A 26,116-nucleotide genomic window follows, 5' to 3' on the forward strand; every position below is an offset into this window, starting at 1 on the left:
CCTGCTCAAGTACCCACTTCGAAGTGGGTGGTTACCCTGGGGTGAGCGAACAGGTCAGGAGGGTGGGGGCACATGGCGACGCTGAACCGGCCCGGAGCCGAGGACGGGCACGTCTGCGGGATCGACACCTCGATGGAGGTGATCGGCGGCAAGTGGAAGGTGCTCATCCTGTGGGCGCTCCACCAGCAGCCGCACCACCGCTTCGGGGAGCTGCGCAGACTCGTCCCGGGCATCACGGAGAAGGTCCTCGCCTCCCACCTGCGGGAGATGGAGGCGGACGGCATCGTGGACCGCGTCTCGTACGACGAGGTCCCGCCCCGCGTCGAGTACGGCCTCACCAAGGACGGCATCCGCCTCAACGAGGCCCTGGAGCCGCTCGCGGCCTGGGGACGCGAGCGGCGGGAGCGGGGCGCTTCCTAGCGCTCCAGCGCCTCCAGCTGGTTCAGGAACCAGCGCTGTGGGGGCAGGGCCGTTGCCGCCGCCGCGAGGCGCTTCGAGCGGTCGGCGCGTTCGGCCGCCGGCATCGTCAGGGCCGTGTGGAGGGCGTCGGCCGTCTGTGAGACGTCGAAGGGGTTCACCGTGAGGGCGTCGTCCATCAGCTCCCGGTACGCGCCCGCGCCCGTCGACAGGACGAGCGCGCAGCCCGCCTCGGAGACCACCGGTATCTCCTTCGCGACCAGGTTCATGCCGTCGCGCACGGGGTTCACCAGGGCCACGTCGGCCAGGCGGTACGCGGCCAGGGAACGGGTGAAGTCGTCCTCCACGGAGACGATGACCGGCTGCCAGTCGGCCGTGCCGAACTCCGTGTTGATCTCCTCGGCCAGTTCCGTCACCGAGGCGGTGTACTCCCGGTACGAGGCCAGGTCCTGCCGGGAGGGGTACGCCGAGGCCAGGTGGACCACCCGGTCGCGCCACTCGGGGTGGACGGTGAGCAGCTCCCGGTAGGCGAGCAGGCCGCGCAGGATGTTCTTCGACAGCTCCGTGCGGTCGACGCGGACGATGGTCTTCCGGTCGCCGACCTCCTCGCGGAGCCCGGCCAGCCGCTCGTCCACCTCCGGGCGGTACGCGAGGGCCCGCAGCTCCTCGCCGTCCACGCCCAGGGGGTACGCCCGGACCCGGGTGCGGCCCTTCCCGATGCCGTGGCGGCGCCACTCCACCCCGCGCCAGGGGTCGCCGCTCGGCCAGACTCCCTGGGCCACGCCGGTCGAGTCGTCCCGCGGGGAGCAGCAGCCGATGAAGGCCGACGCCCATCCCCAGGTGTGGAAGCCCAGCTCGTCCGCGCCGAGCATGCCCCACAGGAGTTCTTCGACGATGTCGTCCGGCACCATCCGCAGGTACTCGGACGACACCCACGGCGTGTGGGTGAAGTGCCCGATCCGCAGGTCGGGGCGGAGTTCGCGGAGCATTCCGGGGACCAGTGCCAGGTGGTAGTCCTGGACGAGGACGGCCGCGCCCTCGTCCGCCTCGGCGGCCAGAGTCTCGGCGAAGGCGCGGTTGTAGGCGCGGTAGGACTCCCAGCGGCGCCGGAACTCCGCGTCGAAGACCGGCTCGCGCGGGATGTCGTACAGGTGGTGGTGGAGGAACCACAGCACCGAGTTCGCGATGCCGTTGTACGCGTCGGCGTACACCTCGGGGTCGATGTCCAGCATCCGTACGCCCGGTTCGCCGATCCCGCGCCGGACGGCCTCCCGGTCGCCCTCGCCGAGTGCCGCGCACACCCACAGGCTGTCCTGCGAGGAGACGGCGCTCAGCCCGGAGACCAGGCCGCCGCCGCCCCTGCGGGCGTCGAGCTCGCCGTCCTCGCCGAGTACGTACGAGACGGGGCCCCGGTTGGATGCCACAAGCACAGATGCCATGGGGCGAACCTAGCCCGTCCCGTAAACGCTCAAACGTACGTATACGAGACGGGCAGATCCGGCCACGGAGGGTGAACGGGGCGAACGGGGGTGCCGGGGTCAGTTCTCGCGTCGGCCGCGCATCGCCGCCTTCGCCACCAGACCCGTCGCCGCGAGCGCCAGTCCGAGCGCGCCGAGCAGCCACAGTCGCTCACCGTTGCCGCCGGTCTCGGCCATCGAGCCGCCGCCGTTCCCGTGCGGTCCCGGGGCGGGGGGCGGCGGGGAGGCCGGCTCGGACGTCGCCGGAGCGGTGGGGGTGGGTGTCGGTGTGGGGTCCACGGGGGTCGGGGTCGGGTCCACGGGGGTGGGGGTGGGGTCCACCGGCGTCGGCGTCGGATCCACCGGTGTGGGCGTCGGCTTCGGCTTCTCGATCTGCGGGGTCACCCCGCACGCCGGGTCCTCGCTGCCGTCGCCGCAGTTGGAGCGCGGGGTCTCCACCTCGACGCTGTTGCGGAGCTTCCCGTCGCCGGTCACCGGGTCCTTGATCTTCACCGAGTAGGTGACGGTCGCCGTCTTCCCGGCGGGGATGTTCCCCACGAAACCGATCTTCGGCTTCGCGTACGACACCCTGCCCAGGTTCGTCTTCACGTCGCCGTTGTAGTCGGCGTCGTCGAGGTTGCCGGTCAGGTCGTCGCTGAACTTGGCGTTCGGGTAGTCGAGCGTGCTGACGTTCTTCGCGGTGATCGTGTACGTGAGCGTGTCGCCCGGTTTCACCGTGCGCGGGCTCGCCGTCTTGGTGATCTCCAGGTCGGGGACCGGCACGGAGAAGGCGAGCGCGGACGGCACGTAGGTGTCGCCGCGGGTGGCGAACGTCAGATCGGCCGAGGTGGCGCCCTGCGGGATGGCGCCTTCGGGGATGTCGAAGGCCTTCGCGTCGATGCTCAGGTTGTTGTTCATCTTGGGGGCGACGGCACCGTCGTCCTCGCTGATGAAGAAGTTGTTGGTGTTGCCCGTGTGGGCTTCGGTGACGTTCTTGCCGTCGACGCGGAAGGTGTCACCCGGGGTGTTCCAGTCGCCCTCGTACGCGGTGACGCTGGCCCGCGCCTTGCCGCCGCTCCGGTGGAAGCCGTCCACGGTGATCGTGGTGGCGGGGGAGGTCGAGCGCTGGAGGACATGGCCGCCGTACACGTACACGTTCCGCCGTTCGGGGGCGCGGACCGGGTCGGGGCCGGGGAACTTGTGGACGACGGTCAGGGACCAACCCGCCACGCAGCCCTTGCCGTTGGGCGCCCAGACGTTGCCGACGGCGACCTGCGCGTCCGTCCCCGAGACGCCCGCGAAGGCGGCCGTCACGTCCGACTCGCCCGTGTAGTAGTGCGGGCCGTTGGTGTCGGCCGGGTCGGCGACCATGCTGTCGATCGAGACCGGGGCCGCGGCCCCCGCGCCGATCCTGATCACCGGGGCGGTCGTCGTGGGGTCGCCGGGCGAGGGCACGACATCCGCGCCGGAGATGTCGCAGCGCTTCAGCCGCGCCCCGCTCGGACCCTTGTACGTGCCGTCGTTGCCGCCCCAGAAGAGCCGGGCGTACGCGACCTCCGCGCCCGCCGGGATCTGCACGTGGCCGGTGCTGGAGCCGTAGTCGCCCCCCGTGCCGCCCGCGTCGATCCGCTGCATCACGAAGGTGTTGTTGTTGTCCGAGCCCTGGCCGCTCGCCGCGGTCGCACAGCGGGCGGCCAGGTCGGCGGGGGCGGTCGGGCAGCCCATGACCGTGTTGCCGATCGTCGTGAAGTCGCCGTACAGCGACTCGTCGTACCGCTTGCCGAAGGGCTCGACCACGTCCGCCGCGGCCGGTCCCGCGGTGAACGCGAGCGAGCCCGCCGCCAGGCCGACGGCCGTGACGGCCGCGAGCACCCTGCCCAGGTGATGTTGTCTGAAGCGCATAAAAGGGCAATGTAGGCAAAGCGGATCATCATCGGGCGTTACGCCACGCGGCGGCGCGCGTACTCCACGATTTCGGCCATCGGCGGCCGCTCCTCCGTGTCCACCGCGTACGTCCGCGGCTCGAAGCCCTTCTCGCCCCGCTCGAACTGCGTCAACCACGGCCGCACCAGATGACCCCGCGAGAGCCGCAGCTGCGCCGTCCGGTAGATCGCCGCCGCCATCCGGCCCAGCGCGAGCCCGTCCTGGTGCCGGTGCTTGCGCACCCCCACGTCCACCTGTGCGAGCGCGTCCAGACCCACCGTGTGCAGGGCGTCCACGAGCAGCCCCAGCTCCACCCCGTAACCGACCGGGAACGGCAGCCGTTCGAGCAGCGAGCGGCGCGCCGCGTACTCGCCGCCGAGCGGCTGTACGAAGCCGGCCAGCTGCGGCCAGTGCAGATTCAGCAGCGGGCGCGCCACCAGCTCCGTCACCCGACCCCCCTGGCCAGGGGTCTTGCCGGAGGCGAGCCCGTTGAACTCGGGGCCGAACGGGCGGTCGTACATCGCCTTCACGAGGTCGACGTCCGGATCGGTGAGCAGCGGGCCGACGATCCCCGACACGAAGTCCGCGGAGAAGTCCCGCAGATCCGCGTCGATGAAGCACACGATGTCCCCGGTGGTCACCATCAGTGACCGCCACAGGACCTCGCCCTTGCCCGCCACGGCCGGTATCCGGGGGAGTATCGCGTCCCGCGCGACCACCCGCGCCCCGGCCGCCGCCGCCACCTCCGCCGTACGGTCCGTGGAGCCCGAGTCGATCACCACCAGCTCGTCGACGAGCGGCACCGCCTCCGACATCAGCTCGCGCCGGATCACGGCGACGATGTCTCCTACCGTCGCCTCCTCGTTCAGCGCGGGCAGGACGACGCTGACCTTCGTGTTCCGCTTGGCGGCGAGGATTCGCTCCAGCGGCCGGTCCGCCACGGACCAGGACCGCCGGTCCAGCCAGCGCTCCACCTCTTCCAGCACGTGATCTCCATCTCGCGGTTCGGACGGCCGGTCCAAGCGTCCGGGCCTTCGGTTACAGTCTTGAACAACGCGGATGCCCGATGCACGTCGGGGTGCCGCCCGCGCCGGAGCGCAGGAACGAAGTCCGCAAGGAACTTCACCGCGCTTCACAATCGAATACCGCTCATCCAGAGGGGCAGAGGGAAACGGCCCGTTGAAGCCCCGGCAACCCTCCAGTCGGTTACTCGCCCACCCGTCTCCCGGCCACCACCCCTGGTGGAGCCCTGACGGGCACAGCTTTTTTGCGCGAGGCTCCCGACTAGGGAAGGTGCCAAATCCGTCTCATGGCGAAAAATTCGTCATGGGAAAGATGAGGAGAAAGGGCCTCGCCTCCATGGCTGTACAGACTGTTACCCCCGCCACTTCGGTCGACCTCGGTCCCGCGTCCGGGCTTTCCTGTCGCGAATGCGGTGAAGTCTTCGCACTTGGTCCGATCTTCGCCTGCGAACTCTGTTTCGGACCGCTCGAAGTCGCGTACGACCTCCCCACCGGTGACCCCGAGGCACTGCGCAAGCAGATCGAGGCCGGCCCCGCCAACATCTGGCGCTACGCCCCCCTGCTGCCCGTCCCCGCCGACGTCGCCGACAAGCCGAACCTGAACCCGGGCTGGACCAAGCTCGTCCAGGCCGACAACCTCGCCCGCGAGATCGGCGTCGCCCCCGGCAAGCTCTTCGTCAAGGACGACTCCGGCAACCCGACCCACTCCTTCAAGGACCGGGTGGTCGCCCAGGCCATCGAGGCCGCCCGCGCCTTCGGGTTCACCACCCTCTCCTGCTCCTCCACCGGCAACCTGGCCGGCGCCGTCGGCGCCGCCGCCGCCCGCGCCGGCTTCCGCTCCTGCGTGTTCATCCCGCACGACCTGGAGCAGGGCAAGGTCGTCATGGCCGGTGTCTACGGCGGTGACCTCGTCGCCATCGAGGGCAACTACGACGACGTCAACCGCTTCTGCTCCGAGCTCATCGGCGACCCGCTGGGCGAGGGCTGGGGCTTCGTCAACGTCAACCTCCGCCCGTACTACGGCGAGGGCTCCAAGACGCTGGCGTACGAGATCTGCGAGCAGCTCGGCTGGGTCATCCCCGACCAGCTCGTCATCCCGATCGCCTCCGGCTCCCAGCTCACGAAGATCGACAAGGGTCTCCAGGAGCTCATCAAGCTGGGCCTCGTCGAGGACAGGCCGTACAAGATCTTCGGCGCGCAGGCCGAGGGCTGCTCCCCGGTGTCGGTGGCCTTCAAGGCCGGCCACGACGTCGTCCGCCCGCAGAAGCCGAACACGATCGCCAAGTCGCTCGCGATCGGCAACCCGGCCGACGGCCCGTACGTCCTCGACATCGCCCGCCGCACCGGCGGCGCCGTGGAGGACGTCGACGACGAGCAGGTCGTGGACGCGATCAAGCTCCTCGCGCAGACCGAGGGCATCTTCGCCGAGACCGCGGGCGGCGTGACCGTCGGCGTCGCGAGGAAGCTCGTCGAGAACGGTCTGATCGACCCGAACCTCACCACCGTCGTCCTCAACACCGGCGACGGACTCAAGACCCTGGACGCGGTGGCCGACACCTCTCAGGCGACCGTCACCATCCGCCCGAGCCTGGACGCGTTCCGCGACGCCGGCCTGGCCCTCTGAGCCGGTCCGCATCCCCGGCCCACTGAGGCCCGCTTTCCTGGCCCACTGAAAGGTTTCGAAGACATGGCCGTGAACGTCCGCATCCCCACCATCCTCCGCACCTACACGGGCGGGCAGTCCGAGGTCCAGGCCGAGGGCACGACCCTCGCCGAGGTCATCGCGGACCTGGAGAAGAACCACACCGGCATCTCCGCCCGCGTCCTGGACGACCAGGGCAAGCTGCGCCGCTTCGTCAACGTCTACGTGAACGACGACGACGTGCGCTTCGAGCAGGGCCTGGAGACGGCCACCCCGGCCGGCGCCGGCGTCTCGATCATCCCGGCCGTCGCCGGCGGCTGCTGAGCCGTACTGCGGACCTGCTCCGCCGAGCCGCTCTGCCGAGCCGCTCCGGCGAGCCCCGCTCGGCTCGCCGCTTGTCCTGTCTTTCTTGAATTGCCCCTTCCGCGCCATAAAGCGGAAGGGGCAATTCTGTATGGTTGAGCGCGGTAGAGTTGGGGAAGTCCCCTCCGCTGCTCATGCCGGACGCATATGAGAATGCGTCCCCGCACGACAAGAAGCAGCCAAAGTGCGTGTGCGTTGTGTACCTTCTGCACGCTTTGCCGGGCCCGACTTGCCCCGTAATTCAAGGGATTCTCCCCAATTCGCCTTTCCACGGCGCCCAGAATTCTCGCTCGATTGACCTGTTGCAGAGGGCAGTTGGGCAGATACATTCAGCCGCGGTCGACGCGTTCCGGCGAGGGTCTGACCCGGGTCCGCGAAGTGCGGGTCCCGCGCAAGGGCCAGTAATAGGGGAGTTAGGCATGGCTCAGGGCACCGTCAAGTGGTTCAACGCGGAGAAGGGCTACGGCTTCATCGCGGTCGACGGTGGTGCGGATGTTTTCGTCCACTACAGCGCGATCCAGATGGATGGCTACCGCAGCCTCGAAGAGGGACAGCGAGTCGAGTTCGAGATCTCGCAGGGCCAGAAGGGTCCGCAGGCGGACATGGTCAAGCTCGCCGTCTGAGCGCGGCGCGATCGGCCACCGACGCAGCGCCGTCGAGGGGCCCGCATCCCTGAGGGGATGCGGGCCCCTCGTGCGTTCCCGGACCCGCCCCGGACCCCCCGGGAGGGGCGCCGGGAGAGGGCCCGAAACCTGAGAGTCGCTTGCACTCTCCTAGGGCGAGTGCTAATCATTGGCGTTAGCACTCGGAAGGTGAGAGTGCTACGAGGATCGGGCAGACGAGGCCGCCGGCCGGGTGGGGCAAGGAACCACGCGGAGCTGCGGAGGCCGTCCGTCGCGGGCGTCGGCGCGGTCCTGGAGCGTTATCCACCCCATGTCCGGGAGGACCACTTCACATGGCCAAGATCATCGCGTTCGACGAGGAGGCCCGGCGCGGTCTCGAGCGCGGCATGAACCAGCTCGCTGACGCCGTCAAGGTCACCCTCGGCCCCAAGGGTCGCAACGTCGTCCTCGAGAAGAAGTGGGGCGCCCCCACGATCACCAACGATGGTGTCTCCATCGCCAAGGAGATCGAGCTCGAGGACCCGTACGAGAAGATCGGCGCCGAGCTGGTCAAGGAAGTCGCCAAGAAGACGGACGACGTCGCCGGCGACGGTACGACCACCGCCACCGTTCTCGCCCAGGCGCTCGTCCGCGAGGGCCTGCGCAACGTGGCCGCCGGTGCCAACCCGATGGCCCTCAAGCGCGGTATCGAGAAGGCCGTCGAGGCCGTCTCGGGCGCCCTGCTCGAGCAGGCGAAGGATGTCGAGACCAAGGAGCAGATCGCTTCGACGGCCTCCATCTCCGCCGCCGACACCCAGATCGGCGAGCTCATCGCCGAGGCGATGGACAAGGTCGGCAAGGAAGGCGTCATCACCGTCGAGGAGTCCCAGACCTTCGGTCTGGAGCTGGAGCTCACCGAGGGTATGCGCTTCGACAAGGGCTACATCTCGGCGTACTTCGCCACCGACATGGAGCGCATGGAGTCGTCGCTCGACGACCCGTACCTCCTCATCGTCAACTCCAAGATCTCCTCGGTGAAGGACCTGCTCCCGCTCCTGGAGAAGGTCATGCAGTCGGGCAAGCCGCTGCTGATCATCGCCGAGGACGTCGAGGGCGAGGCCCTGTCGACCCTGGTCGTCAACAAGATCCGCGGCACCTTCAAGTCCGTCGCGGTCAAGGCCCCGGGCTTCGGCGACCGTCGTAAGGCCATGCTGAACGACATCGCCATCCTCACCGGCGGCACGGTCATCTCCGAGGAGGTCGGCCTGAAGCTGGAGAACGCGGGCCTCGACCTGCTGGGCCGCGCCCGCAAGGTCGTCATCACCAAGGACGAGACCACCATCGTCGACGGTGCCGGTGACAGCGAGCAGGTCGCCGGTCGCGTGAACCAGATCCGCGCCGAGATCGAGAACTCGGACAGCGACTACGACCGCGAGAAGCTGCAGGAGCGCCTGGCGAAGCTCGCCGGCGGTGTTGCGGTCATCAAGGCCGGTGCCGCGACCGAGGTCGAGCTCAAGGAGCGCAAGCACCGCATCGAGGACGCCGTTCGCAACGCGAAGGCGGCCGTCGAGGAGGGCATCGTCGCCGGCGGCGGCGTGGCCCTGCTCCAGGCTTCCTCGGTCTTCGAGAAGCTCGAGGCCGACCTCTCGGGCGACGAGGCCACGGGCGCGAACATCGTGAAGCTGGCCCTTGAGGCCCCGCTGAAGCAGATCGCGGTCAACGCCGGCCTCGAGGGCGGCGTCGTGGCGGAGAAGGTCCGCAACCTGCCCGTCGGCCACGGCCTGAACGCCGCGACCAACGAGTACGTCGACCTCATCGCCGAGGGCATCATCGACCCGGCGAAGGTCACGCGCTCCGCGCTGCAGAACGCCGCGTCGATCGCCGCGCTGTTCCTCACCACCGAGGCCGTCATCGCCGACAAGCCGGAGAAGGCGTCCGCGCCGGCCGGCGGCGGCATGCCGGGCGGTGACATGGACTTCTGATCCTCCGGGATCGGTTGTTCATCGCTGAACGCGAACGAGGGCGGCACCCCCACCAGGGGGTGCCGCCCTCGGGCGTTCGGCGGATGCTGGAAGAGGCGGGGTTCCGCCGGGAAGGGGTCGCAGCCATGGTCACGCTCCTCACGACGCCGGCCGACCGCGAGCTGGTCGTCACCCGCACCTTCGACGCCCCGCCGGCCCGTGTCTGGGAGGCCTGGACGCACCCCGGGCACGTACGGGAGTGGTACGGCATGTCCGGCCTGACCACGTCCGTCGTCGACATCGACCTGAGCGTCGGCGGCGCCTGGCGCTGGGGCCAGACCGCGCCCGACGGCCAGGAGATCGTCTTCTCCGGCACGTACGAGGACATCGTCCCGGCGGAGCGGCTCGACTACACGGAGTTCTTCGAGCAGATGCCGGACGCCGACCCGGTCCGGGTCACCCTCACCTTCGACGCGACCCCCGACGGCGGCACGGCCCTGACCAGCACCTCCTTCTGGCCCTCGAACGAGATCAGGGACCAGGCGCTGGCAGCGGGCATGGAGGCGGGCGTCAGGGAACAGTACGACCGGCTCGCCGAGTACCTGAAGACGATGTGAGGCTGCGGCCTCAGCCGTGGAGCAGGGCCTTCGCGACCGGCTCTCCGGTGCGGCGGGCGCGTGCCAGGCCGGCCTTGACCTCGGAGAGGGTACGAGGGCGGTAACCCGGGCCGCCGCAGCAGGACTTGTGGAAGCGGATGCCGGCGTGGAGCACGACCGACAGCGCCCGCCAGGCCGAGGTGTCCCGGCGGCGGGGCGGCGCGAACGCGGAGCCCACGTGGATGAGGGCGCGGGCGCAGCGCGGACACCGCCGCTCGCGCTGCTTGTCGTACGGCTGCTTGTACGAGGCGCGGCACGGCAGGCAGACGTACGAGGTCTTGGCATGGCCCATGGGGCGAGCGTAGGGGCCCGGGTGCCGGGCCCCCACCGAATTACTCGAGACCTTGTCCGAGTCACCCGGGGCTTTGTCCGAGGTGGCGCCGGAAGAGGCCCGTCCAGAGGAAGGACTCACCGAAGGCCGGGGAGTCGGCGGGCTCGTCGCGCATGCGGCGGACCTCGATCTCCGTCAGATCGGCGAAGATCGCCTTGAGTGACGTGTCCGTGTAGGCGAGTCCGCCGTCGAGCCGGCCCTGCCGGTAGAGGTCGGCGTCCGGGAGTTCGGATCCCATGCCGCCCTCCCCGGCGGCGAACGCGGTGAGCGTGAAGTGTCCGCCGGGCGCGAGGACGCGGTCCAGGAGCGCGAGGTAGCTGACGCGGCGGTGCGGCGGCAGGTGGTGGAAGCAGCCGGAGTCGTGGACGAGGTCGTACGGCCCGTCGAGGGCGGTCCCGGGCGCGAAGGCGTCGCCGCGGACGAACCGGATGTTGGTGGCACCGGCGTTCCCGGCCCGTTCCTCCGCCCAACGGATGGCGGTGGGGGAGAGGTCGACGGCGTCCACCCGGTAGCCGAGCGACGCGAGGTACAGGCTGTTCCGGCCGGGCCCGCACCCGAGGTCGAGGGCCCGGCCGCCGCCGGCCGGGAGCAGCCCCCGCTCGACGTACGACACGAGGCTCTCGTCGGGCTTGGCGACGAAGAACGGCACCGGCTTGTCCCGGTCGGCGTAGAACCCGTCCCACCAGTCGGCCCCGCCGCCGGACCAGCGGTCGGCGTCGGGCGCGAAGAGCCCGTCGAGCAGGCTCAGGACGTCGTCGACCGTGCGGATGTCGCGGTCGTTGCGGATGCCGTGGCCGCCGTGGCCGCCGTGGCCGCCGTGGCCGCCGTGGCCGCCGTGGCCGCCGTGGCCGCCGTGGCCGTCGCGGTCGTTGTGGTCGTTCAGACCCATGTGGATCTCCCCTCCGAGTCCCCCAAGGATAGGTCGAGTTGATGCAAAAGCCCAGGTCAGAGGTGGTGCGCGGATCCACTGGAGGTCGCTCCGTGACCCTGGGGACCGAGGTGCGGCCCTGCGGGGCGGGCCCGCCCCCGGGGGGCTCCTCGCGCCCGTCCCAGCCCCGGGAAGGGGCCTTCCAGGGCGTCGCCCGGCCCGGTTTCCGTACGGGATTCCGGCACGACGCAGCGGCGCGCGCCGAGCCGGATTGAACGGGTTCGAAAACGTGTTTCTGTCGCCACTCGCCTCTGCTAGGGTCGGCCTGCTCGCGCGGGGAACGAGAGGCGAGATCATGTGACCCCTTCCCCGCGCCGTATGCCCTGGGGAGGGACTTCTACGTGATCAGCCCGTTGGATCGACGGCCGCGCCGCCATGCGCTCGGCCGCATCGCGCTCGCCGTCAGCCTCGCGGTGACGGCCGGCGTCGGCACCACCGTGGGGGCTGCGGCCGAGACGCCCGGCACGACCGGCGAGGCCGTCGTCGTCAGCCCGGGCGCGCGCTTCGTGCCCCGCGCCACCATCGTCCTGAACGCCGGTGAGACCGGCTTCCTGACCGCGCAGGAGGGCGACGACCGGCTGCGCTGGATCGACTACGCGACCGGTCGGACCACCGTCCTCGACCACCGTCTGCCGAAGCCGCTCTCGTACGACGTCGACGAGTTCCGCTTCACCGAGTACCCGGCGGACTTCGGACACGGCTCCGACACCGTGGCCGTCCACTCGGAGAGCCCGGCCCCGCACGTGACGCTCCAGCAGCGGGCCGGCGGCGGCGCGACGACCACCGTCGCCATCCCGGAGGGGCAGACCTACGTCGGCACGTACGGCGACACGGTCATCACCCGGACCGGCACCGAGAGCGCCGTCACGAGCCTGCACCTCCTCCACCCGGAAGCCGGCGGGGTCAGGGAGCAGAAACTGGAGGGACTGCCCGAGGGCTGGAACCTCTCCATCAGCGAGGGCGACGCGCGGTCGATCGCCGTCCGTGGCATCAAGTGGGTCGACTCCACGATGAGCCAGGGGTGGTGGGTCGTCGACCTGGCGAGCGGGAAGATCAAGACACTGTCCACCCACGGTGAGAGCGTCTCCTTCGACAAGGACACCGTCTTCCACCTCGGAGCCCCGTCCGGCAGCGACGCCCAGGTGTACCGCCGCGACGACCTGGACGCGGCCCCGACCACCCTCGACCTGCGGGACGTCGCCTCGTACGACGACGTCGTACGCAGGCTCGGCGACGCCCTGGTCACGGTGAGCCCGCCCAACCCGGGCAACAACGAGTACCGGGGAAACCGCCTCGCGCAGTACGTTCCGGACGGCATCGACACCTCCCTGCTCGACGTCGCCTCCACCTCCCTCAGCCGTACGCCCGACGGCTCGCTCCTGGTGGCCGGTGCGGAGCAGCGCACCGACTACGGCGCCCTCGACTGGGGGTACTACCGCTTCACGGCGGCCGCCGACGGCACTGTGACGCGCAAGCGCCTCGCGGACATCGAGGACATGGAGGCCAAGCCCGCCGGCATCTCCCTCGGCAGCGGCATCCTGACCACGGCCGACGACTCGAAGCTGTACCAGCCGGGCGGCATCATCGGCGGATACCGGAGCACCTGGCTGAAGACCTCCGGGCGCCCCGAGGAGCTGCGCTCGGCCACCGACGGTTTCGTCACGGGCCGGGACGACGACTGCAGCCCCACGTGGCGCGTCTACTGCGTCTCCATGTTCGCGAGCGGTGACGGTCACCACGGGCGCAAGGCGGGCACGGAGCAGGACATGACCGTGCTCCACCGGAACGGCTCCGCCACCTGGGGCCCGAGGCTGACGACCGGGCTCAGCAGTCCCCAGCTCGTCGACCTGTCCGGCCGGTTCGGTGTCGTGAACCAGGCCTCGGGAGGGTCCCAGGCGATCGTCGAATTCCGCGGCACCGACTCCGGAGCCGTACTTCAGAAGCGCGAGCCGGTGGCGTCGGCCCTCTGGGGCAACACGCTCTGGAGCGCCACGAAGGGCTCGAACACCGTCACCTCCAAGGCCCTTCCGGCGGGAACCGCGGGCGAGTCGTTCACGACGACCAACCGCTGTGAGCCCACCGACCTCCAGGCCGTGGGCCGCTGGGTGTACTGGAAGTGCCAGGACGAATCGTGGGACGTCCGAGGCGGCGGCCTGTACGACCGGTCCACCAAGCGCTTCATGAGCCTCGGCTCGGACGACACGCTCCTCGGCGACGGCTACCTCGTCTCCCGCTCGGACAGTACGGGCCTCACCCTGGTCGACCTGCACAACGGGATTCCCGGCAGTGGAAAGGTCGCCGACCTGCCGCAGCGCGTGGTGGCGACCCCTGCCCAGCTCGGCGCGAACACCACCCGCCGCGCAGGCTGGACCGTCGACCGCTTCGGCGGGCACGTCGCCTTCACCGGTGACGACCGCCGGGTGCGCGTCGTCCCGTCCGGCGTCCCGGCCTCCCGGATCGCGATCATCGACACGGACGCGGCAGCGTCCGTCAACGTCAAGTCGGGTGCCTGGAAGCCGCGTTGGTGGCTGTCCAAGCCCGCCGCCTCCTGGTCCCTGGCGCTCAGGCACAAGGCGACCGGCAAGGTCGTCCGCACCCTGACGGGCGGCGAGGCCCGCGGTCTGGTCGCTTCCGCGTGGGACGGCAAGGACGCGACGGGCCGGACCGTCGCGAACGGGGCGTACGCCTGGACCCTGACGGCGAAGGCCGCCGACGGCCAGGCCGCCGACCTGTCGGTCTCGGGAGCCGTGTCGGTGACCGGTGGCGCCGCGGTGTGGCGCGACATGGGCGGTGACGACGGCGTCGGCGACCTGCTCGTGATGGACACGGCGGGCCTGGTGTCGATGTACCGGGGTACGGGCACGGGCGCGCTCACGGCGAAGATCGCCGGTACGGGGACGAAGTTCGCCACCTCGTCGACGTTCGTCCCCTTCGGCGACGTGAACGCCGACGGCTGCGCGGACGTCCTCGCCCGGGTGGGCGACCAGCTGCGGGCGTACCGGCCGGGCTGCGGAAAGGTCGTGTCGGCCTCGTCGCCGTACGCGTCGATCGGCTCGGGCTGGGGTCAGTACGACGTGCTGACGTCGCCCGGTGACGCGAACGGCGACGGATACATCGACCTGATCGCGCGTCAGGCGTCCACCGGTGACCTGTACTTCTATGCCGGTACGGCCGACCACCGGGTCAAGTCCCGCGTGAGGATCGGCACCAACTGGAAGCTGTACAAGAAGATCGTCGGCGCCGGCGACCTGAACGGCGACGGCCGGGGCGACCTCCTCGGCGTGGACGCGGCGGGCGTGCTGTGGCGGTACTACGGCACGGTGACCGGCGGTGTGACGGCGCGCGTGAAGATCGGCCCCGGCTGGAACGCCTACTCCGCCCTCGCCGCCGTCGGCGACCTGTCCGGTGACGGTCGCGCGGACCTCGTCGCCCGCGACACCGCCGGCAAGCTGTGGCGGTACAGCAGCAACGGAGCGGGGCTGTACGGCGCGCGGGTGCTGATCGGTTCGGGCGGCTGGAACGGCTTCAAGGGCCTTTACTGACGCTCCCGCCCATCCGCTGCCGAGGGCCCGGCCACCACGTGCGTGTACGTGGGGGCCGGGCCCTCGGTGCGTGACAGGTGTTCCAGCCGAGCCAAGTTCTCCAGCCGTTCCAGCAGTGCCAGGTCCTCCATGCCGCGCCAGGTCTTCCGTACCGGGCCAGGTCTCCCAGACGAGCCAAGTTCTCCAGCCGTTCCCCTCCCTGCCGGAGGAAAGGCGCCAATCTGACAGATGCCCCACCCGTACGCGCCCGTACGTCCCGGCCGAAAGTCCCCGGGTGTGAACCCGGTCGTATCGGCGCGGACCGGCCGTCGGTGCCGAGCGCCACTGTCCGGTACGCGTCGCGGACGATTGGCCGGAGTCCTGGGTTGCCCCCGACCCGGGCCACCGCTAGCGCTCTTGGCGGCTGCGGCCGCACTCCCCATCATCGCCCTGGGGTGCGCCGCCGCACCGGCCCTCAGCGAACCCTTCGGGGAGGCAAAGACCGTGCAGACGACCGACGTTCCGGCCAGGGGGGACGGGTGACCGTCTACTCCGGTCACCGCCTCGTCCGACTCATCGCCGACCGCACCGGGCAGCCCGCCCTCGCCCACGACGCCGACGTCGTCGGCCGGGTACTGCCCTTCAGGGTCGGCTCCCACGTCGCCGACGAACTCATCGACTGGTCGCGCGCCCCCGACGACCCCCTCTACCGGCTCGCCATGCCCCATCGCGACCTGCTCGCCCCCGCGGACTTCACCGCCGTCGAGCAGACCCTGCGGAGCGGAGACCGGGACCGACTACGGCTCGTCGTGGACGGCCTGCGCGAACGGCTCGACCCGCACCCGGCCGGCCGGGACCCCGGGGGCGTCCGCCACACGTACCCGGACACTCTGCTCGTCCTCGCCGACCAGGGCCGGACCGCCTGCCCCAGCCACTGCGCGTCCTGCTTCCGCTGGCCCCGGTTCACCGGCGACCCGGCGCGCGGCCGGGCGGACGGCGGGCCCGCGGCGATGACCGCCTATCTGACCGGGCACCCGGAGATCACCGACGTCGTCCTCGGCGGCGAGGACCCGCTCGCCATGGGGGCCGCACAGCTCGACGCGTACGTCTCACCGCTCCTGGACCGTCCCCACGTACGGACGATCCGCATCGGCACAAGGGCGGTGGCCTCCTCCCCGGAACGCTTCCTCGACGCAGCCGACGCAGCTGACACTCCTGCTGCTGCTGCTGCCGACGACCTCCTCCGCCTCCTCGAACGGATCGTCGCCTCCGGCCGCCACCTCTCCCTGCTGCTGTACGTCTCCCACCCCCGGGAGCTCGACCCGGAACCGGCCCGCCGAGCCGTCGGCCGCCTCCTCGCCACGGGTGCGGTGCTGCGCACCGAGTCCCCGGTTGTGCGGCACGTCAACGACGACGCCGGAGTCTGGGCCCGGATGTGGCGGGAACAGGCCGGACTCGGCCTCGTCCCGTACCGCATGCTCGTCGAACGCGGCGCGGGCGCACGCCGTTGCTTCGGTCTGCCGCTGGCCACGGTCCTGGACGTCCATGCGGAGGCGGTACGGCAGGCCCCGGGGCTCGCACCGACGGCGGGGAGCCCGGTGATGTCCACGGAGCTCGGCCGCCTCGCCGTCGAGGGGATCGTCCAGCTCCGGTACGGCCCCGCCTTCGCCCTCCGCGCGCTCCGACCACGCGATCCCGCCCTGGCCGGCACGGTGGCGTACGCCCGCTTCGATCCGGCGGCGAGGTGGTGGGACGAGCTCGTCCCGTACGGACCCCGGGACCGGATTCTGATCCCGGGGAAGCCGCTGACGCCGGCGGACGTGGTCGGCTGAGGTCTACCAGGCCTTCCACGTCTCCAAGGCCTCCAGGCCTTCCGAGGAACTCAGGCGGGCGGGGCGAGCAGCGCCGAATCCTGCCCGGCGCGGCGGAGCGAGTCCGCGACGAAGCCGTTCGCCTTCAGCTCCTCGACGGTGGCGCGGAGGAAGGCGACGGTCTCCGGGGCGCGGGTGACCGTCGTGCCGACCGCCTGCCGGATCTCCATGAACCGGCCCTCGATCAACCGGACTTCGGGATGCTCGGCGACGTACGAGGTCATCGGCTGCCGGATGCCGGCGCCCACCTCCAGACCCTCCTTGCGGAACGTGTCGACGCCCTCCTCCCCCCGGACGACCGTCGCGTGGGCGAGGGAGCGCGAGAGGAAGAGGTCGTAGGCGGACCCCTGCTTGACCCCGATCCGGATGCCGGGGACGTCCACGTCCTCGACGGTCGTGAGGCCGGAGTCGCGCGGGACGGCGTACACACCCTCGATGACGACGTACGGGGCGGTGAACGCGACCTCCGTCTCCCGCGCCGGATCCACGGCGAGGAAACAGAGGTCGGCGCGGCCGTCGGCCATCGCCTCGAAGGACTTCCGCGCCGCATCGAAGCAGAGCAACTCGACCGGCAGACCGAGTCGTGCCCCGATCTCCCGTGCCAGATCGACGGTGATCCCGGACGGCGCCTCGGGAGTCCCCTGCGCGAGCACGGGGTTCCCGAGGTTGACGGAGGCCCGGAGGGTGCCGGTGGGGGCGAGGTCGGCGGCGATGGCGGGCGTGGGAGCGGGGCGCGGCGTGGTCGTCATGAGGGTGGAGTCTAGGGAGCGTCGGAAGCGGGCTTGCGGTGCAGCCCGTCGAGGAGGGCGAGATCCTCGGCGGTGAGGCGGAGGGCGCCTGCGGCGACGTTGGCGGTGAGGTGGGCCGGGTCGCCGGTGCCGGGGATGGCGAGGAGGTGGGGGCCCTGGTGGAGGGTCCAGGCGATGCGGACCTGGGCGGGGCTCGCGCCGTGGGCCTCGGCGACGGTGAGGACTTCGGGGCTCTCGGGGGCGGTGGCTCCGCCCTGGCGTCCGGCGGCGGCGATCGCGTAGAAGGGCACGAAGGCGATGCCCTGCTCGCCGCAGAGACGGACGAAGTCCTCGTACTCGGGGCGGACCCCGATCCCGTACATGTTCTGCACGCAGACGACGGGGGCGATCTCCTGGGCCTCGGTGAGGTGGGCGGGAGTGATGTTGGAGAGGCCGAGGTGGCGGATGAGGCCGGCCTCGCGGAGCTCGGCCAGGGCGCCGAAGCGCTCGGCGATCGAATCGGTGCCGACGATACGGAGGTTGACGACGTCGAGGTGGTCGCGACCGAGCTGGCGCAGGTTCTCCTCGACCTGGCCGCGCAGGGCGGCGGGGGTGCGAGCGTGCTCGCTCCAGGCGCCGGAGGCGTCGCGACAGGGGCCGACCTTGGTGGCGATGACGAGATCGTCGGGGTAGGACCCGCCGAGGGCGCTGCTGATCAGCTCGTTGGCGGAGCGGAGCGGGGAGAAGTAGAAGGCGGCGGTGTCGATGTGATTCACACCGAGGTCAACGGCCTTGCGCAGAACGGCGATCGCCTCGTCGCGATCTCTGGGTACGGCGTGCTCGACGAGGGCCGCACCGCGCTGAGGCAGCCGCATGGCTCCGAAGCCGATGCGATTGACGGTGAGGTCGCCGAGGGTCCAAGTACCGGAGGCGGACGCGGGGGTGGTGGGCAGGGTGGGGGTGGTGGTCATGCGGGGGATGATCCCTCAGGGGTGCGCGCGACTTCCATCGGTTATGGCGCGGGGGCGGGGTGGGGTGGGGCGGGACCCGGCGTAGAGGTGCTGGGGGTGGGGGTTTCGGGTGGGGTGCGGGTGCGGCCGCCCTCTTTCCGAGTGTGGCGTCCTCCACCGCCGCGTCGAAGGAGCGCCCTTGACGCACCACCGGAAGGAGCGACTCTCGGAAAGAGGGCGGTCCCACCCGCACCCCGCCAGGTGCGATCACCTTCGGGGCCTGGGGGCCTGAGCCCCGTACCCCTCGCGCCCGAACGCCCCCCGTTCCTGCGGGGGTTGGCCCTACCCCTGACTCGCCTGCTTGCCGGATGGGGGCCGGCCTTTCGGTCCGCGAGGCTGTGCGCATGACAACGAACCGTGGTCGCAAGGCCCTCCTCCTCGCCCTCTCCGCCGCCGCCGTCGCCGGGGCCGCCCTCACCGGGGGCAGTGCCACCGCCGCTGCCGCCGCCGGCGGAGCCGGGCGCGCGGCCGGGTTGACGTGGGGCGACTGCTCCCCGGCCGTGCGGCCGCTGCCCGGGCAGCGGTGCGCCACCCTCTCCGTACCCCTCGATTACTCCGATCCCCATGGGGAGCAGATTCAGCTCGCCGTCTCCCGGCTGCCCAGCGCGCGTCCCGAGGCGCGGCGCGGGACCCTCATGGTGATTCCCGGTGGGCCCGGTAGTTCCGGTGTGCAGCGGCTGGCGCAGAAGGGTGCCGCCCTGGCGAAGGAGATGGACGGGGCGTACGACCTCGTGGCCTTCGACCCGCGTGGGATCGGCGGTTCCGCCAAGGCGCGGTGCGGGCTCGACGAGGGCGACCGGTGGATGATGACGCTGCGGTCGTGGCCGAGTGCCGATGGGGGGATCGAGGAGAACGTGGCCCGGTCGAAGCGGGTCGCCGAGGCCTGTGCCCGGAACGGGGGTGCCATGTTGCGCGGGCTGACCTCCGCCAATCAGGTGCGGGACCTGGAGCAGCTGAGGAAGGCGCTCGGCGAGCGGAAGCTGTCGGCGTGGGGCGTGTCGTACGGGACGTACGTGGCGGCCGCGTACGCGGAGAAGTATCCGCACCGGACCGACCGTTGGGTCCTGGACAGCAGCAACGACCCCGACCCGAAGCGGGTCGCCCGGGGCTGGCTGGAGGGCATGGCGCAGGGCGCCGAGGACCGGTTCCCGGACTTCGCTGCCTACGCGGCGCACCCGGACCGGGCGGTCGAGGGGCTGCGGCTCGCGGAGCGGCCGGAGGACGTACGGGCGGTCGTCATGGATCTGGCGGGCCGGCTCGACCGGGAGCCGCACGCCTCCGTGCTGCCCGGTGCGCCGGGCGAGCCCGTGAAGCCCGGGCCCCCGCTCACGGGGTCGATGCTGCTCCAGGGGCTCCAGCTCGCGCTCTACTCCGACGGTTTCTTCCCGTCCTTCGCGCAGTTGGTGACGGAGGCGCTCGACCCGAAGGGCGAGCCGGTGCTGCCGCGTGAGCTGGCGGGGGCGATGCCGGACGACGCCGCGGCCATCACCGTGGGCGTGATCTGCAACGACGTGAACTGGCCCGCGTCCGTACCGGCGCACGAGCGGGCCGTCGCGGCCGACCGGGAGCGGTTCCCGCTGACGGCGGGGATGCCGGCGAACATCACCCCCTGCTCCTTCTGGAAGGGCGGGGCGGTGGAGAAGCCCGTCCGCATCACCGACCTGGGGCCGTCCAACATCCTGATGATCCAGAACCTGCGGGATCCGTCCACCCCGTACTCCAAGGGGATGGGCATGCGGCGCGCACTCGGCGACCGCGCGCGGCTCGTCTCCGTCGACCACGGCGGGCACGGGGTCTACCTCGGGAACGGGAATGCTTGTGGCGATCTGGCCGTGACCCGGTTCCTGACGGACGGTGTCCGGCCCGGTGAGGACGTTCTCTGTAAGTGACGGGTGCAGCCGAGGGCCCGGTCGGATTCCTTCCGGCCGGGCCCTTTCGTACGCGGGTGCTCAGATGCGGGTGCTCAGACCTTCACCGGCTCCCGCTCCGGCGTCGGGCCGCCCTTCGCCACCGTGACCTCCGCCTGTTCCGTCTCCGTGTCCACGTTGAACTCCTCCAGGAGTTCCTTGCTGAAGCCCCAGAAGTACGTCGCCACGAAGCCGGCCAGGTAGCCGACGATCAGGCCGCCCGCGTAGATCGCGATCGTCTCGCCCAGGCCCTTGTTTCCGTCGAGCAGCGGGAACAGCGCCCAGCCGGACGGGCCGATCGCGGTCGAGCCGACCGTGTCGCCCAGCATGCTGAACAGTCCGATGAAGCCGCCGCCGAACGCTCCGCCCACGCAGGCCGTGATGAACGGGCGGCCCAGCGGGAGCGAGACGCCGTAGATCAACGGCTCGCCGACGCCCAGGAAGCCGGCCGGGAGCGCGGACTTGATCGTGCGGCGGATCGAGCCGTTGCGCGGGAGCTTCAGGTAGACGGCCATCGCCGCGCCGACCTGGCCTGCGCCCGCCATCGCGAGGATGGGGAGGAGGGCCGTGTAGCCCTGCTGCTCGATCAGCGTCGTGTGGATCGGGATGAGCGCCTGGTGCAGGCCCAGCATCACCAGCGGCAGGAAGAGGCCGCCGAGGAGGAAGCCGGCTCCGGCGCCCGCGTTCGCGAGCAGCCAGTTGGCGAACTCGCCGATGGCGGTGGAGATCTCACCGGCCACGAACATCAGGCCGAAGATCGTGACGAGGCCCGAGATCAGTACCGTGAGGGTGGGGGTGACCAGGACGTCGAGGGACTCCGGCACCCAGCGGCGGCACCACTTCTCCACGTACACCGCGAGGATCGCCGCGCCGAGCGCGCCGAGCACACCGCCCTGGCCGGGGGAGAGCGTCTGGCCGAAGGCGTCGATCTTGGCGACGCCGGGGAAGACGATGATCGCCGCGACCGCGCCGCCGAGGATCGCCGTGCCGCCGAACTCCTTCGCCGTGTTGTAGCCGACGAAGACCGCGATGAGGGCCATGAAGCCGCTCGCCATCGCCGCGAGCGCGGGGGTGACGCCGGGCAGCCAGCCGAGGTTGATCAGCAGGCCGTTGAGGCCGGCGATGATGCCGCAGCCGATGAGCGCGGGGATCAGCGGGACGAAGATGTTCGCGATCCGGCGGAGGAAGAGCTTGAACGGGGTGGAGTTCTTCGCCTTCTGCGCCGCCTTGAGGGCCGCGCCCTGCGCCGCGAGATCGTCTGCCGAGTGCGTCGGTTGCGGGGCCGCCGCCACCAGGGCCTCGATCTCCGGGGTCACGCGGGCGACGGTGCCCGGGCCGAGGACGATCTGGTACGTGTCGTCCTCCACCACACCCATCACGGAGGGCAGGGCCTTGAGGGCCTCGTCCTGGACGAGTGAGCGGTCGTGCAGTCCCAGCCGGAGGCGGGTCATGCAGTGGGCCACGGAGCTGATGTTCTCGGCGCCGCCGACGAGGGGGAGGATCGCGGCGGCGATGGCGCGGTTCTTGTCGTCTGTGCTCATGGTGCGGTGGTGCCTTGCTGTGAGGGGTGCCTCTGGGGGGTGAGGGGGTTACGGGGTGGGCTCGGTCGCGTGCAGCGCCGCGCGCAGGTGGCCCTGGGAGACGGTCAGCCGCTGGGCGGCCGTCGGGGCGTCGATGCCGGCGAGGATCATGAGGATCGCGTTCTTCACCTCTCCGTCGGCGGCGGCGAGGGCGGTCTCGATCTGCTCGTCGGGCGCGCCGGTGGCCAGCGCGACGATGCGCCGCGAGCGGGCCTGGAGCTTCTCGTTGGAGGCGCGGACGTCGACCATCAGGTTTCCGTACGTCTTGCCGAGCCGGATCATGGTGATCGTCGAGATCATGTTGAGGACGAGCTTCTGGGCGGTGCCCGCCTTGAGCCGGGTCGAGCCGGTGAGCAGCTCCGGGCCGGGGACGACCTCGATGCCGTGCTCGGCGGCGGCGGCGAGTGCACTGTCCTCGTTGCAGGAGAGGCCGATGGTGAGCGCGCCCTGTGCGCGGGCGTGCTCGACGGCGCCGATGGCGTACGGGGTGCGGCCGGAGGCGGAGATGCCGACGACGGTGTCGTTCGCGGTGACGCCGAGCGCGGTGAGGTCCTCGGCGGCGAGCTCCTTCGAGTCCTCGGCGCCTTCGACGGCCTTGACCATGGCGGACGGGCCGCCCGCGATGAGGCCGACGACCTCGCTCGGGTCGGTGTTGAAGGTGGGCGGGCACTCGCTGGCGTCGAGGACGCCGAGGCGGCCCGCGGTGCCGGCGCCCATGTAGATGAGTCGTCCGCCGCGGGCCATGCGTGCGGCGGTGGCGTCGATCGCGGCGGCGATGGCGGGGAGCTGCCGGGCGACGGCGGCGGGGACGGTGGCGTCCTCGCCGTTCATGAGCGCGGCGATCTCGGCGGTGGGGAGCTGGTCGATCTCGGCCAGTTCCGGACGGAACGCTTCGGTGGTGAGGGTGGCCAGCTGGGCGCGGAGTTCGGAGTACGTAGCAGACACGAGCGGCTCTTTCGGTGCTGTGGTCGTCAGCGGGTGCGGTGGTCGTCGGCGAGTGCTGTGGTCGTCAGCGGGTGCGGGGTGAGTGGCGGTGGGCGAGGGCTTCGTACGAGGCGGCGAGGGCAGGGGCCGCCGTCTCGTACGTACGCTGCGTGACGCAGGTGAACAGGCAGTCCACGACGAGGAGTTGGCTGGTCCGGGACGACATGGCCGCGGGGCGCAGTTCGCTCTCGCGGGCGGTGGAGGTGGTGAGGATGTGGTCGGCGTACTGCGTCACCGGCCCGTCCGGGCGGCCGGTGATCGCGACGGTCGTCGCCCCGTGGTCGAAGGCCACGCGGAGGGGTTCTATGACGTCGCCGGTCGAGCCGGAGTGGGTGATGGCGATGGCGACGTCGCCGGAGCGGAGCTGTACGGCGTTGGTGACGGCGAGGTGCGGGTCGCTGTGGGCGTGCGCGATCAGGCCGATGCGGAGGAGTTTCTGGCCGAGGTCCTGGGCGACGAGGCCGGAGGCTCCGACGCCGTAGATGTCGATGCGGCGGGCGGTGGCCAGGGCGGCGACGGCGGCGCCGAGCTGGACGGTGTCGAGTGCGGCGGCGGTGTCGGCGAGGGTCTGCTGTTCGTCGTAGGCGAGCTTGGCGACGACGTCGGCGATCGGGTCGTCGACGGCTATGTCGGCGGTGACGGCGGGTGCGCGGCCGGACTGCTGCTGGGCGGCGAGCCCGGCGAGGGCGAGTCGCAGGTCGCGGTAGCCGGGGTAGCCGAGGAGGCGGGCGGTGCGGACGACGGTCGCCTCACTGGTGCCGGTGAGCTCGGCGAGGCCGGTGACCGTGAGTGCGGCGCAGCCGGCCGGGTCTCCGGCGACGGCCTCGGCGACCCGCTGCATCGAGCGGGTCATGGACGGCGCGAGGGTCCGTACCTTGGCCGCGAGAGCGGCGGGGGCGGGGGGTGCGTCGCCCGTGAAACTTTCCTTCACTTCGTTGGTCACATCTGAAAGATACTTTCGGAGGGGTGGTGCGACAAGACCCCATCGGTCCCGGATCCGGGCAGGACCTTCGCCCTTTTCGCGTGGTGCGCGCGCATCGGGTGACAATGGGTCCATGGACGACATCGACCCCGTGGAGCAGGCTCTGCACGCCGCTCGCGCCCTGGTACTGGCCGACCTGGTGGCCCGGGAGGTCGCCGCCGCCGAGGTCGTGTCGATGGTCGAGGACGCGGTGACCCACCGGCGCTGGTGGGTCGAGCAGTGGCCCGAGGGTCTGACGTACGTCGCGGGTCTCGTCGCCCAGGACGTCCAGGACGCCCTGCTCGAACGGTACGGACGCTGGCCGCTCTGCCCGGTCTGCTCAGCGGGTGACCCGCACGCCCTGGACGTGGAGCCCGAGCTGGGGCCGGACCCGCACTGGGTCTGCGGGAAGCAGGGTGTCGTGGTCGCGCCGGTGGGCGGGCTGACGTGAGCGGGCGGGCGGATGTGAGCGGGTGGCGGATGTGAGCGGGCGGGCGGATGTGAGTCGGCGGGCCGATGTGAGCCGGCGGGCGGACGTGAGCGGGCGGGCCGGCGTGAGTCGGCGGGCCGGCCTGGACGAGAGCGGGGACACAGCGTGACCTTGTACATCGACCCGCCCACCTGGCCTGGCCACGGCCGAATGTGGTCGCACCTGGTCAGCGACCTCTCCTTCGAGGAGCTGCACGCCTTCGCCGCCTCGATCGGCGCCCCTCCCCGCGCCTTCGAGCGGGACCACTACGACATCCCCTCCGACCGGTACGCGGACGCCGTGGCCGGCGGTGCGGTCGAGGTCGGCTCCAAGGAGCTGCTGCGGCGTCTCACGGAGGCGGGGCTGCGGCGGCCGAAGAGCCGGCCGGTCGCCTGACGTTCTTCGGGTGCCGGGGCCTCAGGGCAGCCTGGTGACGCCGATCTGAAGGTGGAAGTGGTCCTGGTGGGCGGCGCGGAGTGCCGCGTTGTCGCTGCCGGGGGCGGCGTCCGGGGCGTAGTCCGGGTAGATCACGAAACCGGTGCCGGCGAGTTCCGGCATGGGCCACTTGTTGGCCGGGCCGATCGCCGTCGCCTCGCACTCGAACGTGGCGAACCGGAAGGTGGTCGTGAAGAGCCCGAACCCGAGCGGGTCCACGGCGGGGTCGATGCGGACCTTGACGCCGGGCGGGCGCGGCAGGTTGCCCCAGTCCTTCTTCACCGACCGGGTGAACGCGGCCCCGTCCAACTGCCCTGTGATGCCCGAGAGATCGAGCGCGCGGCCCTGGTTGTGGCAGTCCTTCAGGTTCGGCCCGCCGTGGCCGATGCCCAGGTGGAAGAGTTCGGCGACGTCCGGCGCCGAGGAGTTGATCCAGCGGGTGAGGCGGTACAGCGCGATCAGCATGCGCTGGTCGAGGTTGTCGATGACCGCGGACGCCGGCGCGATCTGGTTCGTGTAGCGGATCCCGCCGAACGTCGGCGGGCTCACCACGACCCGCTCGGCGGGCGTCGGTGACACGATCCCGGACGGTCCGTCCACGAACACCGGGCTCTTCAGGGTCAGTTTGCCGCGCCGGATCAGGTCGGCCATGAGCTTGTTCGCCTGGGTGGGCGTCAGCATGCGGGCCGGGGCCACGGCCCCGGACGGGGTGGGCGCGAGACGGAAGGAGGCGTCCAGAGGACCACTCGCGTCCACCCGGTCGGCATCCACGTCGAAGCGCTGGAACTGCTCGCCGCGGAAGAAGTAGGCGAACTGGCCGCCCGGGTACACGGCGGCGTCCACGCCGGCGGGGAAGAGCCCCGTCCAGTTGTCCGCGATGGGGCGGGGGTAGTCGGGGTCGACGCGGTCCGCGGTCATGTCGTACCGCGCGTAGGAGCCGCCCTTGAAGAGATACACCTTGCCGTTTCCCCAGTTCACGGCCGCGTCGATGCCGGTACGCCAGTCGGGGCCGCCGCCGGCTCCGGTGGGCAGTCCCGGCCAGCCCTGCTCAAGGGTGAAGTGGGGCGGCAGGTACTCGGCCTCGACGGTGTCCGCGCTGTTGTCGGTCGGGTTGTCGTAGCGGACGTAGGTGCTGCCCAGGAAGGCGTACGCCTTGCCCGCACCCCACCAGACGAAGGCGTCCGGGGAGCGGGGGAGGTCCGGCCAGTTGGCGAGGGGCAGTCCGGAGTCCTCGCGGACGCCGGTGACCGAGTCGTACCGGTCGTAGGTGTCGTTGTCGTGGAAGAGATACGTCTTGTCGTTCGGCCAGGAGACGGCCGACCTCACTGTGGCCATGACGGTCTCGGCT

At 71.2% G+C, this 26,116-nt stretch carries 22 protein-coding genes and 1 riboswitch; of the genes, 11 read left to right on the forward strand and 11 right to left on the reverse strand.

The window, feature by feature from the left end; translation table 11 throughout:
- The first annotated feature begins 72 nt into the window (after positions 1-72).
- Positions 73-420, forward strand: a complete 348-nt coding sequence (locus OG462_RS24445; protein WP_406060705.1) for a winged helix-turn-helix transcriptional regulator — start codon at positions 73-75, stop codon at positions 418-420.
- Here OG462_RS24445 and OG462_RS24450 read toward each other — a convergent pair.
- The 3 genes from OG462_RS24450 to OG462_RS24460 all read right to left on the reverse strand — a co-directional run bounded on the left by OG462_RS24450 (position 417) and on the right by OG462_RS24460 (position 4,783).
- Entirely contained in the window at positions 417-1,856 is a 1,440-nt protein-coding gene (locus OG462_RS24450) for a trehalose-6-phosphate synthase (protein ID WP_406060707.1), read from the reverse strand. The genes OG462_RS24445 and OG462_RS24450 overlap by 4 nt on opposite strands.
- A 99-nt stretch (positions 1,857-1,955) precedes the next feature.
- A complete protein-coding gene (locus tag OG462_RS24455) occupies positions 1,956-3,776 on the reverse strand; it encodes a hypothetical protein (protein WP_406060709.1) in 1,821 nt (606 codons plus the stop codon).
- A gap of 38 nt (positions 3,777-3,814) precedes the next feature.
- The gene (locus OG462_RS24460) at positions 3,815-4,783 is read right to left on the reverse strand and encodes a glucosyl-3-phosphoglycerate synthase (protein ID WP_406060711.1); all 969 of its coding nucleotides are present in this window, start codon (positions 4,781-4,783) and stop codon (positions 3,815-3,817) included.
- A gap of 160 nt (positions 4,784-4,943) precedes the next feature.
- A riboswitch (SAM riboswitch) is annotated at positions 4,944-5,139 on the forward strand.
- Here OG462_RS24460 and thrC point away from each other — a divergent pair.
- From thrC to OG462_RS24485, 5 genes are all read left to right on the forward strand, one after another.
- The gene (gene thrC, locus OG462_RS24465; RefSeq protein ID WP_406066692.1) at positions 5,133-6,443 is read left to right on the forward strand and encodes a threonine synthase; all 1,311 of its coding nucleotides are present in this window, start codon (positions 5,133-5,135) and stop codon (positions 6,441-6,443) included. (Overlaps the previous riboswitch by 7 nt.)
- Positions 6,444-6,506: 63 nt before the next feature.
- Positions 6,507-6,785: a MoaD/ThiS family protein gene (locus tag OG462_RS24470; RefSeq protein ID WP_406060713.1), complete on the forward strand. Its 279-nt coding sequence runs from the start codon at positions 6,507-6,509 to the stop codon at positions 6,783-6,785.
- Between the two features lie 458 nt (positions 6,786-7,243).
- Positions 7,244-7,447 carry a cold-shock protein gene (locus OG462_RS24475; protein ID WP_015035246.1) on the forward strand — a complete coding sequence of 68 codons (204 nt, stop codon included), beginning with the start codon at positions 7,244-7,246 and terminating at the stop codon, positions 7,445-7,447.
- 332 nt (positions 7,448-7,779) lie between these two features.
- Positions 7,780-9,408, forward strand: a complete 1,629-nt coding sequence (gene groL / locus OG462_RS24480) for a chaperonin GroEL (protein WP_017238234.1) — start codon at positions 7,780-7,782, stop codon at positions 9,406-9,408.
- A gap of 125 nt (positions 9,409-9,533) precedes the next feature.
- Positions 9,534-10,004, forward strand: coding sequence for an SRPBCC domain-containing protein (locus tag OG462_RS24485; protein ID WP_406060715.1), 471 nt, complete (start codon positions 9,534-9,536; stop codon positions 10,002-10,004).
- A gap of 10 nt (positions 10,005-10,014) precedes the next feature.
- Here the strand turns inward: OG462_RS24485 and OG462_RS24490 are convergent, their stop codons facing one another.
- On the reverse strand, positions 10,015-10,335 hold the full coding sequence (locus tag OG462_RS24490; protein WP_406060717.1) for a deoxyxylulose-5-phosphate synthase: 321 nt from the start codon (positions 10,333-10,335) through the stop codon (positions 10,015-10,017).
- A 61-nt stretch (positions 10,336-10,396) separates the two neighbouring features.
- Positions 10,397-11,263 carry a class I SAM-dependent methyltransferase gene (locus tag OG462_RS24495; protein ID WP_406060719.1) on the reverse strand — a complete coding sequence of 289 codons (867 nt, stop codon included), beginning with the start codon at positions 11,261-11,263 and terminating at the stop codon, positions 10,397-10,399.
- 380 nt (positions 11,264-11,643) lie between these two features.
- On the opposite strand from OG462_RS24495, the gene OG462_RS24500 reads away from it, so the two are divergent.
- Positions 11,644-14,844, forward strand: a complete 3,201-nt coding sequence (locus tag OG462_RS24500) for an FG-GAP-like repeat-containing protein (protein WP_406060721.1) — start codon at positions 11,644-11,646, stop codon at positions 14,842-14,844.
- A 518-nt stretch (positions 14,845-15,362) separates the two neighbouring features.
- Complete coding sequence (locus tag OG462_RS24505) at positions 15,363-16,655, forward strand: lysine 2,3-aminomutase (RefSeq protein WP_406060723.1); 1,293 nt, start codon at positions 15,363-15,365, stop codon at positions 16,653-16,655.
- A 50-nt stretch (positions 16,656-16,705) separates the two neighbouring features.
- Here OG462_RS24505 and OG462_RS24510 read toward each other — a convergent pair whose 3' ends face one another.
- Positions 16,706-17,443 carry a transporter substrate-binding domain-containing protein gene (locus tag OG462_RS24510; RefSeq protein WP_406060725.1) on the reverse strand — a complete coding sequence of 246 codons (738 nt, stop codon included), beginning with the start codon at positions 17,441-17,443 and terminating at the stop codon, positions 16,706-16,708.
- An 11-nt stretch (positions 17,444-17,454) separates the two neighbouring features.
- A complete protein-coding gene (locus OG462_RS24515) occupies positions 17,455-18,393 on the reverse strand; it encodes an aldo/keto reductase (protein WP_406060727.1) in 939 nt (312 codons plus the stop codon).
- A gap of 383 nt (positions 18,394-18,776) precedes the next feature.
- Between OG462_RS24515 and OG462_RS24520 the strand changes: the two genes are divergently transcribed.
- Entirely contained in the window at positions 18,777-20,321 is a 1,545-nt protein-coding gene (locus OG462_RS24520) for an alpha/beta hydrolase (RefSeq protein ID WP_406060729.1), read from the forward strand.
- A 74-nt stretch (positions 20,322-20,395) separates the two neighbouring features.
- Here OG462_RS24520 and OG462_RS24525 read toward each other — a convergent pair whose 3' ends face one another.
- The 3 genes from OG462_RS24525 to OG462_RS24535 all read right to left on the reverse strand — a co-directional run bounded on the left by OG462_RS24525 (position 20,396) and on the right by OG462_RS24535 (position 23,846).
- A complete protein-coding gene (locus tag OG462_RS24525; RefSeq protein ID WP_406060731.1) occupies positions 20,396-21,880 on the reverse strand; it encodes a PTS transporter subunit EIIC in 1,485 nt (494 codons plus the stop codon).
- A 48-nt stretch (positions 21,881-21,928) separates the two neighbouring features.
- Positions 21,929-22,864 carry an N-acetylmuramic acid 6-phosphate etherase gene (gene murQ, locus OG462_RS24530; RefSeq protein ID WP_406060733.1) on the reverse strand — a complete coding sequence of 312 codons (936 nt, stop codon included), beginning with the start codon at positions 22,862-22,864 and terminating at the stop codon, positions 21,929-21,931.
- Between the two features lie 64 nt (positions 22,865-22,928).
- The gene (locus OG462_RS24535) at positions 22,929-23,846 is read right to left on the reverse strand and encodes a MurR/RpiR family transcriptional regulator (protein ID WP_406060735.1); all 918 of its coding nucleotides are present in this window, start codon (positions 23,844-23,846) and stop codon (positions 22,929-22,931) included.
- A gap of 112 nt (positions 23,847-23,958) precedes the next feature.
- On the opposite strand from OG462_RS24535, the gene OG462_RS24540 reads away from it, so the two are divergent.
- Both OG462_RS24540 and OG462_RS24545 read left to right on the forward strand, forming a co-directional pair.
- Positions 23,959-24,315, forward strand: coding sequence for a hypothetical protein (locus OG462_RS24540; protein ID WP_329281424.1), 357 nt, complete (start codon positions 23,959-23,961; stop codon positions 24,313-24,315).
- Positions 24,316-24,459: 144 nt separating this feature from the next.
- A complete protein-coding gene (locus OG462_RS24545) occupies positions 24,460-24,729 on the forward strand; it encodes a DUF4031 domain-containing protein (protein ID WP_406060737.1) in 270 nt (89 codons plus the stop codon).
- 21 nt (positions 24,730-24,750) lie between these two features.
- On the opposite strand, the gene OG462_RS24550 is transcribed toward OG462_RS24545, so the two are convergent.
- Entirely contained in the window at positions 24,751-26,103 is a 1,353-nt protein-coding gene (locus OG462_RS24550; RefSeq protein ID WP_406060739.1) for a hemopexin repeat-containing protein, read from the reverse strand.
- Between the last annotated feature and the right edge of the window lie 13 nt (positions 26,104-26,116).

Origin of the sequence: Streptomyces sp. NBC_01077 (assembly GCF_045162855.1) — a bacterium.
Taxonomy (GTDB): Bacteria; Actinomycetota; Actinomycetes; order Streptomycetales; family Streptomycetaceae; genus Streptomyces.

Coding starts and splice junctions, on each gene's coding strand:
- OG462_RS24515 (WP_406060727.1), bottom strand. CDS start 18,393: ATGACCACCACCCCCACCCTGCCCACCACCCCCGCGTCCGCCTCCGGT.
- OG462_RS24525 (WP_406060731.1), bottom strand. CDS start 21,880: ATGAGCACAGACGACAAGAACCGCGCCATCGCCGCCGCGATCCTCCCC.
- OG462_RS24550 (WP_406060739.1), bottom strand. CDS start 26,103: ATGGCCACAGTGAGGTCGGCCGTCTCCTGGCCGAACGACAAGACGTAT.
- OG462_RS24450 (WP_406060707.1), bottom strand. CDS start 1,856: ATGGCATCTGTGCTTGTGGCATCCAACCGGGGCCCCGTCTCGTACGTA.
- OG462_RS24490 (WP_406060717.1), bottom strand. CDS start 10,335: ATGGGCCATGCCAAGACCTCGTACGTCTGCCTGCCGTGCCGCGCCTCG.
- groL (WP_017238234.1), top strand. CDS start 7,780: ATGGCCAAGATCATCGCGTTCGACGAGGAGGCCCGGCGCGGTCTCGAG.
- OG462_RS24455 (WP_406060709.1), bottom strand. CDS start 3,776: ATGCGCTTCAGACAACATCACCTGGGCAGGGTGCTCGCGGCCGTCACG.
- OG462_RS24485 (WP_406060715.1), top strand. CDS start 9,534: ATGGTCACGCTCCTCACGACGCCGGCCGACCGCGAGCTGGTCGTCACC.
- OG462_RS24470 (WP_406060713.1), top strand. CDS start 6,507: ATGGCCGTGAACGTCCGCATCCCCACCATCCTCCGCACCTACACGGGC.
- OG462_RS24540 (WP_329281424.1), top strand. CDS start 23,959: ATGGACGACATCGACCCCGTGGAGCAGGCTCTGCACGCCGCTCGCGCC.
- OG462_RS24445 (WP_406060705.1), top strand. CDS start 73: ATGGCGACGCTGAACCGGCCCGGAGCCGAGGACGGGCACGTCTGCGGG.
- OG462_RS24520 (WP_406060729.1), top strand. CDS start 18,777: ATGACAACGAACCGTGGTCGCAAGGCCCTCCTCCTCGCCCTCTCCGCC.
- OG462_RS24475 (WP_015035246.1), top strand. CDS start 7,244: ATGGCTCAGGGCACCGTCAAGTGGTTCAACGCGGAGAAGGGCTACGGC.
- OG462_RS24495 (WP_406060719.1), bottom strand. CDS start 11,263: ATGGGTCTGAACGACCACAACGACCGCGACGGCCACGGCGGCCACGGC.
- OG462_RS24510 (WP_406060725.1), bottom strand. CDS start 17,443: ATGACGACCACGCCGCGCCCCGCTCCCACGCCCGCCATCGCCGCCGAC.
- thrC (WP_406066692.1), top strand. CDS start 5,133: ATGAGGAGAAAGGGCCTCGCCTCCATGGCTGTACAGACTGTTACCCCC.